Origin of the sequence: Microcoleus sp. OTE_8_concoct_300 (genome assembly GCF_031383065.1) — a bacterium.
Lineage (GTDB): Bacteria > Cyanobacteriota > Cyanobacteriia > Cyanobacteriales > Microcoleaceae > Microcoleus.
Genome location: NZ_JANMZH010000936.1, coordinates 1 through 7,218, shown reverse-complemented (window position 1 = coordinate 7,218; position 7,218 = coordinate 1). Strand labels below are relative to the sequence as shown.

Genomic DNA, 7,218 nt, shown 5'->3' with positions numbered 1-7,218 from the left:
TTGTTTTTGTTGGGAAGTTACAGCTTTACTAAAACCTCTTGCCATTGATAGCACCCATAAACTACAACAAACTACATTGAAATTTAGTCGGATTTAACTGTAGCATATTTTGGGTTCCAGTTAAGATGCGTTTACCCTGGTGGGAGATGCGAGGGAAATCAGAAGAGAAATTGCCTGGGTTTTGACAAAGGCGATAACAGCCAGAATTTTGAGGAAGTAAATAATGGTTTTACTGCGAGGCGCACTGATTGAATATGCTAGCGATTTCTTTGGCCCGCTGCCTAATCTCGTCATTTTTCAATTCAACCCCGATACTCTCAGCCGCAATATTTCAATCCCCGAACGTCCTACGGGTGCCACCAGTCGAGAAACATCCCAAGCGGGAAATATTCCGGTAGAACGGATTACTTTAACTGCTCATTTTAGTGCGGCTGACAAATTAAATACAGGGAATATTATCGCCCAAGAATTGGGAATAGGTCCGCAACTGGCAGCTTTGGAAAAGATGGTGTATCCAAGCAATTTAATTGGCGGATTATTGGGAGAAGCCCTTGACAAAATTGGAGAGGCGCTCGGTTTGGAAGGCAACGATGATATTCCCAAACAACCGATTCCTAGAGAAAAATATCCCCAAATTCTGTTTATTTGGGGAAAGACGCGAGTTTTACCAGTCCTGTTGGAATCGATGAGCATTACCGAACAGCAATACGATAGTTCTCTCAATCCCATCCAAGCAGAAGTCGCGCTGGGTTTGGCAGTTGCCTCCAATCCTGACGATAAGGTGGGCAAGGGTGCGCTGAAGTATTCCAATCTTGCCAAAGAAGCGCAGGCGATCGTGAATTTGGCAAATACGGTTGAATTGGCGATCGATTTAATTCCGTTTTAACAAGTCATTAGTCAGTAGTCATTAGTCAGTAGTTAGTAGTCAGTAGTCATTAGTCAGTAGTCATTAGTCAGTAGTTAGTAGTCAGTAGTTATTTATTACCGATGCCCGATGCCCTATGCCCTATGCCCCATTACCCATTACCAACCATGTTTCTAGAAACCTCAAGATATTTCAGACAAAAACAAGTCGATGTTGTCACAAAAGATGGTCGCACGATCAAAGCACTTAGCTTGAGACGACTTCCTACAGTTAATGGAGAACTCACCGCTATTGAAGAAAGCGATCGCCTAGACATCATCGCCCAACGCCAATATCAAAACCCAACTTGGTTCTGGCACATTGCCGATGCCAACACCGAACTAGAGGCAAACGACCTAGTTAAGGAAGTCGGACGGGTTATTCAAATTCCCAGACAATAACCAGAAATTAGTCATTAGTCATTAGTCATTAGTCATTAGTTATTAGTTATTTGTAAGGAGGTACTAATTACCAATTATATCAATCACGTTCGTATCAGAATTATCCATCTCTCTCTCTTCTCTTTCTCTGCGTACTCTGTGCCCTCTGCGGTTAAATCATTCAAAAACAACCCTAAAACGAGATCGTTCTGATGATGCAACCGGATTTGATATTACCCATGACCCATGACCCATTACCCATGACCCATTACCCATGACCATTAACTATCGAATCTTTTTTAACAACAATCCTGCCACTCGCGAACAACTCGATCGCGTTGAAGAAATTACCGTGGAACAAGAAATTGATATGGCATGGGAAGCGAGGATGCAAATTCCCATTGCTACCGATGACAACGGCAATTGGACGGGAGAAGACGAAGGCTTTCTTGCTGAATTCACTCAAGTTAGGATAGAAATCCAAATTGGAGATAGTGCATTTGTACCGCTGATAGATGGTTGCATCGTCGAATCGGGCGATCGCATGAGTTCGGAACCGGGTCAAAGTATGAAAACAGTTATTGTCCAAGATGACAGCATTCGTTTGAACCGAGACGATCGCATTTTTCGATTTGAAAATCTACTCGACCATGAAATTGCCAGTCAATTATTTGAAGAAATCGAGCAAATTGATACTACCGAAATCGAAAATACTCCCGCCCCCAGTAGTAGCTTACCGCCTGTAGTTGTCCAGCGAGGAACTGCTATGCAATTATTGCGATCGCTTGCGCGCCGTCAGGGAATGCACGCCTACGTTTTACCTGGAAAAGAACCCGGTAAAAGTATCGGTTGTTTTAAATCCTTTCCCACCAAAACAGATGGTTTACCCCCACTTATTTTATTAGGTGCAGAACGAAACGTGGCAGAATTTAACCCCACTAATAACGCCCAACATCCCGCCAAAGTCACCGCTTCTATCCTCAATATTTTCGATAAAAAGATTACCCAGCGCACCTCCAATTTCGGCAGCTTGGACTTACTCGGAGAAGAGACAACTTTTGCTGAGGAAGGCAATACAGCCACTCAAATTCTCTCTCCTCGCGATAGCGATGCAGTGGACTTAGACCAAGCGGTGACAGCAGAAGCATTGCGTTCCAGCTATTCCACCGAGGCCACCGGAAGCGTCCTTAACGAGACCTACTCCGCTATCCTAACCCCCTATCAAGTCGTCAGCGTCTGCGGCGCAAACCAACGTCACAGCGGCGATTATCTCATCCGCAAAGTCACTCATTCTTTAACCCGGTCTTTCTATTCCCAATCCTTTACCCTCCAGCGCAACGCCCGTTCTTCGGGGTCTAGCGCCGGATTAGCCAATTTAGCAGGGTCAATAATCTAATGATGACTTCAGACATGGAACAAAAGATCGTCGAACTCGCAGAATTCCAGCGAGGGCGCTATTTCGGCAAATATCGGGGACTCGTCCAGGATGTAGACGACCCGGAGAATATGGGGCGAATCGTGGCGCAAGTTCCAGAGGTTTATGGTCAGGAAGATTCCCCTTGGGCGCTGCCTTCTGTGCCATTTGCCGGAAAAAATCACGGCTTTGTTGTGCTGCCAGAAGTGGGGGATGGCGTGTGGATCGAATTTGAAGCAGGGGACCCGTCGCGTCCCATCTGGACGGGGTGTTGGTGGGCGAGGGGCGAAATGCCCGCGTCTGCTGGAACTAAAACGAGAGTGTTGGTGACAACGGCCGGGCATCAATTGATTTTGGACGACAAAGAATCCAAAGTTCAACTCCTCCACTCTGGGGGTGCAGAAATAACCTTAACGGACACCGAAATTAAGCTCAAAATTGGTTCTACTCAACTCGTTCTCTCGGCAACGGGAGTCAATATTAATAACGGTTCTTTTGAGGTACGTTAAATGCCAAATTACTTAACAAAAACTAGCACAGTTCTTTGTCCTCACGGCGGAATGGCAAACTTATTAACGGCAAATACTAAGGTTTTTGCTGCCCGATCGCCCGTACTTTTAGAGTCGGATATTCACCCAGTTATCGGTTGTCCTTTTACCCTTCCTGGCGGCAAACCTTCGCCCTGCATCCGCATCGAATGGTCTGCCGGATCGACAAAAACGGCTGCTAATAGTACAGCCCCTCTTCTCAAAAACAGCATCGGCAAATGCTACAACGCTGAAAACGCCATTCAAGGAGTTGCCACTATTGTTAATACACAGATGAAGGCATCGGCATTATGATTCTCTACCTCTTTAAATTTTGAATTGTTTATGAACAAACACCTATCTTTCCCCTTTCGGATCGATTCTAACGGACGATCGGCGCAAGTTCCTTCCCTAGAAGCGCACGTTAGAGATGAGTTAATTCAATTAATTCTCACTAACCCTGGAGAACGGGCATTCTTACCTGAATTTGGCGGTGGAGTGCGGCGGTTAGTGTTTGAAAATGCTAGCGAAACGCTCGCAGGCGTGACTAAAGCCAGGATAACTCAAGCCATTTCTAGATGGTTGGGACATCGAGTAACTTTAGAAGATTTACAAGTGACGATCGATAACTCAACCCTTGAAGTACAAATTCAGTATCGAATAGCTGGCACAAAAGATAGTCGGATTATGAAATTCCAACGCAATGGTGAAGTTTAGGGAGGAAGTGTGATGACAATTAAGAATCAAGAAGCGCTTAACGAACGGGCAAATAATTTAGGTACATTTAACGGCATCCGGTTGCTTTTGGTGTCATTATCTCCTGCGGTCAATCCAACCGAAGCAATTTTGAGTGTTTATTTTTATAACAACAATCAACTTAATAATATTGCTAGCGAAATAGCAATGAATCCAGCCCGCGCTAAAGAAATTTTCCAGATTACAGGTGGTCATCGAATTTTAGGCGGTTCGGCGACGGGTGAGGTGCAAGTTTTGGCTGCGATCGCAGATGCCGATGATGACAAAATTTTACATTTAACCGTTCGCCCGATCGGCGATTATTCCACTTATACCTTAAGTGTTGTTTATGCCAATATAGACCCAGTTTTTAGCGAAATAGGATTCAAATTCCGTCCCGGATGTTTCAATAATTGTGCGCCCGATTGGGATGCACCCCCAAAACCAAAATCAAATCCTGCGATCGATTATCTGGCAAAAGATTATGACTCGTTTCGCCATACCTTATTTGCTTGGATGATCAACCGCGTTCCCGGTTGGCAACCAACGAGTGAAGCCGATCTCGATCAAGTGTTGTTATCCCTATTTAGCGTTGCCGCCGATGAGTTAAGTGACTATCAAGACCGGGTGATGAATGAGGCATATTTAGTAACTGCCCGAAAGCGCGTTTCTTTGGCACGTCATGGCCGTTTAATGGACTACTACATTCACCAAGGTAATCAAGCAAATACTTGGTTAGCATTGTATGTTAACAGCATATATACCTTGACGAAAGATTTCGTCGTCTGGGCAGGCGAAGACGTTTTAGATGCGACCTCAGTTGTCTTTATGAACCGCCAACAACAAGAGATTTATCCCTTATTAAATGAAATGAGTTTGTACACCTGGAGTGGTGCAATTCCCGCATTGTCAGCAGGAAGTACCAGTGCAGATTTAAAACTTTCAGAACCGGGAGAAATTCCAGCAGAAACGGTGAGAAAACTAATTGACAATGGAACGATTACTCACCTGCTGATTCAAGAACATAAGAATCCTCTAACTGGACAAACACGAGGGCGAGATCCAACTCGACGACAACTGCTGAAACTCATCCCTAAAAAGACACAAAAGATGCAAGATCCAGTAGCGAGTGAGTGGTTTGTGCGAGTTCATTGGGAAGAAAAGAATAAGTTACAACGCAATTATTGTTTCACGGTCAATTGTCCCGCCAACGGTACTACAACTCCTGTTGAAAATGTTTCTTTGTTTCACGGAAATTTAGTACAGGTCTATCAGGGTCGTCCAGTTTCCGTGAATTTCCAAGAATTAGATGAATCTTTACCGTTGATTCCAGAACCACCTCTATTTTACACGCGAACCAAAAAACAGGAAGCAATTTGTAAACTTCCGGTAATTCCTTTAGCCTATCTCGATACACCGCCCGGTGGTGAAGTGCCGCCCAAATCGACTTTAGAAGTCAAGGTAAATGGCTATTTGTGGGATGAAGTTATCGACTTAATTCATAGTGACGATAGCGACGAAAGGGGCGATGGCTTTGTGGTAGAAACTGATGAATTGGGACGCAGTTTAATTCGCTTTGGCAATGGTGTTAATGGGAAGCAATTGCCCGATGGTGCGATCGTACATTGCACTTATCAAGTCGCAGCAGGATTAGATGGCAATGTCGGCCCAGATACTTTACTCAACTTCGATGAAAATGTCTTTCCCCAAGTGAGTTATTGTTGGAATCCATTTGATGTCACTAACGGACGAGAACCCGAACCAGTTGCCGAAATTTTGCGCCGCCTTCCGCAAGCCTATCGTTACCGCCAATTGAGAGCAATTACCCTCGCAGATTACGAAAATCGTGCTGCTGAATTGCCGGAAGTGGCTAGGGCATTTGCCCAATATCGATGGACGGGAAGTTGGCGAACGGTGCAAGTTGCGATCGATCCAGTGGATAGGTCAATTTTAACAATCGATCCAGTGGAGCGGTCAATTTTAACAAAAAAACTGCTAGAAAAAGTTGCCCGTCACCTGGAAGCAGTACGTTTAATTGGAGAAGATTTAGCAATTAGATTGCCTCGATTTGTTCCTTTAGATATCAAAGTTTTTATTTGCCTTCATCCAGACTATTGGCTTGAAGATATTCGGTTTATTTTAGAACAAGAATTTTCCGAAGGTTATACTCCCGACGGACGGATGGCGTTCTTTAATCCCGATCGCTGGACCTTCGGGCAAGCCCTGAGAGTCAGTCAAATTATCGGTGCAGTACAAGGGATTCAAGGAGTAGCGCACGTGCTCGACGTGAAGTTAAAACGCTGGAATGAAGTTACACCCGGAACGCAAAATGTTATTGAAGTTCGAGGAAATGAAATTATTCAAGTTAAAAACGATCGCGATCGCCTAGAAAGTGGCTTCATAAAATTTGAAATTATAGGTGGAAGACAATGACAACTAACTGCGACAACGACTGCGTAGAACCCTTTGAGTTTCCTAAGAAGATTTACAATCGAGCGGGATTATCTCACATCGACTATCGTATCGGAACCTATGCTACTTTTCTGGAAGCAATGTTTCGGGAATTAAATAAAAATGAGCTGCTAGAAAATTGGACCCATCGAGAACCTGACGATCCGGGAATTGCCTTACTCGAAGGGGTGGCAGTTTTGGGAGATATTCTGACATTTTACCAGGAACTATACGCCAACGAAGCCTATTTACGCACGGCGCAATGGCGTGAAAGTATTGCCGATTTAGTGAGGCTTTTGGGCTATCAACTTTCTCCTGGTGTGGGAGGAAAGGCAACCTTTGCCTTCCAAGTTAAAGGCGATAAACCGATTGTTGTTCCCCCTGGGTTTCCTCTCAAATCTCAACTAGATGGCATCGAACAATCCGTTGATTTCGAGACAACCGCAGAATCTGTTGCCTATCCAGCATTGAGTCAGTTTAATCTGTATCGTCCCTATAGCCTTCCCGAACTCAAAAATAACACGAACTCTTTTTCTATCGAGACATCAATTTTAAAAGAGAACAAGATGGAGTTAAATAAAAAAGAGCGGCTATTGTTGGCGCTAAATCCCAAAAATTCGATCGCCTCACACCAAATTGTTGTGATTAAAGAGATAAAAGAACGATTCGATCGCACTGAAATTCAGATCGAAGGCAGCTTACAAGGAGATTTTACAAGTAAGGATATTTATGCTTATAAGCTAGGAAGAAGTTTCAGACATTTTGGTCACAACAGTCCTCCGAGTTTTGTGACTGTCCAAGGAGCAA

Annotated in this window: 8 protein-coding genes; all 8 read left to right on the top strand. The window is 44.3% G+C overall.

Annotated elements, in window-relative coordinates; all coding sequences use genetic code 11:
* Positions 1-223: 223 nt before the first annotated feature.
* Positions 224-886, top strand: a complete 663-nt coding sequence (locus tag ACUVJL_RS39795; RefSeq protein WP_445250860.1) for a hypothetical protein — start codon at positions 224-226, stop codon at positions 884-886.
* 146 nt (positions 887-1,032) lie between these two features.
* Positions 1,033-1,305 carry a hypothetical protein gene (locus ACUVJL_RS39790; RefSeq protein WP_445250859.1) on the top strand — a complete coding sequence of 91 codons (273 nt, stop codon included), beginning with the start codon at positions 1,033-1,035 and terminating at the stop codon, positions 1,303-1,305.
* 253 nt (positions 1,306-1,558) lie between these two features.
* Positions 1,559-2,680, top strand: coding sequence for a hypothetical protein (locus ACUVJL_RS39785; protein ID WP_445250858.1), 1,122 nt, complete (start codon positions 1,559-1,561; stop codon positions 2,678-2,680).
* Positions 2,680-3,207, top strand: coding sequence for a phage baseplate assembly protein V (locus ACUVJL_RS39780; protein WP_445250857.1), 528 nt, complete (start codon positions 2,680-2,682; stop codon positions 3,205-3,207). Before ACUVJL_RS39785 ends, ACUVJL_RS39780 begins: the two co-directional genes overlap by 1 nt.
* Positions 3,208-3,540: a hypothetical protein gene (locus tag ACUVJL_RS39775; RefSeq protein WP_445250856.1), complete on the top strand. Its 333-nt coding sequence runs from the start codon at positions 3,208-3,210 to the stop codon at positions 3,538-3,540.
* Between the two features lie 30 nt (positions 3,541-3,570).
* The gene (locus ACUVJL_RS39770) at positions 3,571-3,942 is read left to right on the top strand and encodes a GPW/gp25 family protein (RefSeq protein ID WP_445250855.1); all 372 of its coding nucleotides are present in this window, start codon (positions 3,571-3,573) and stop codon (positions 3,940-3,942) included.
* 12 nt (positions 3,943-3,954) lie between these two features.
* Positions 3,955-6,393 carry a baseplate J/gp47 family protein gene (locus ACUVJL_RS39765; protein WP_445250854.1) on the top strand — a complete coding sequence of 813 codons (2,439 nt, stop codon included), beginning with the start codon at positions 3,955-3,957 and terminating at the stop codon, positions 6,391-6,393.
* Positions 6,390-7,218, top strand: an 829-nt coding sequence (locus tag ACUVJL_RS39760) for a hypothetical protein (protein ID WP_445250853.1), incomplete at its 3' end; no start/stop codon positions are given. The genes ACUVJL_RS39765 and ACUVJL_RS39760, both read left to right, overlap by 4 nt.

What these genes read in the sequence shown, in the direction of transcription:
- ACUVJL_RS39795 (WP_445250860.1), top strand. Translation starts at nt 224, where the DNA reads ATGGTTTTACTGCGAGGCGCACTGATTGAATATGCTAGCGATTTCTTT.
- ACUVJL_RS39790 (WP_445250859.1), top strand. Translation starts at nt 1,033, where the DNA reads ATGTTTCTAGAAACCTCAAGATATTTCAGACAAAAACAAGTCGATGTT.
- ACUVJL_RS39785 (WP_445250858.1), top strand. Translation starts at nt 1,559, where the DNA reads ATGACCATTAACTATCGAATCTTTTTTAACAACAATCCTGCCACTCGC.
- ACUVJL_RS39780 (WP_445250857.1), top strand. Translation starts at nt 2,680, where the DNA reads ATGATGACTTCAGACATGGAACAAAAGATCGTCGAACTCGCAGAATTC.
- ACUVJL_RS39775 (WP_445250856.1), top strand. Translation starts at nt 3,208, where the DNA reads ATGCCAAATTACTTAACAAAAACTAGCACAGTTCTTTGTCCTCACGGC.
- ACUVJL_RS39770 (WP_445250855.1), top strand. Translation starts at nt 3,571, where the DNA reads ATGAACAAACACCTATCTTTCCCCTTTCGGATCGATTCTAACGGACGA.
- ACUVJL_RS39765 (WP_445250854.1), top strand. Translation starts at nt 3,955, where the DNA reads ATGACAATTAAGAATCAAGAAGCGCTTAACGAACGGGCAAATAATTTA.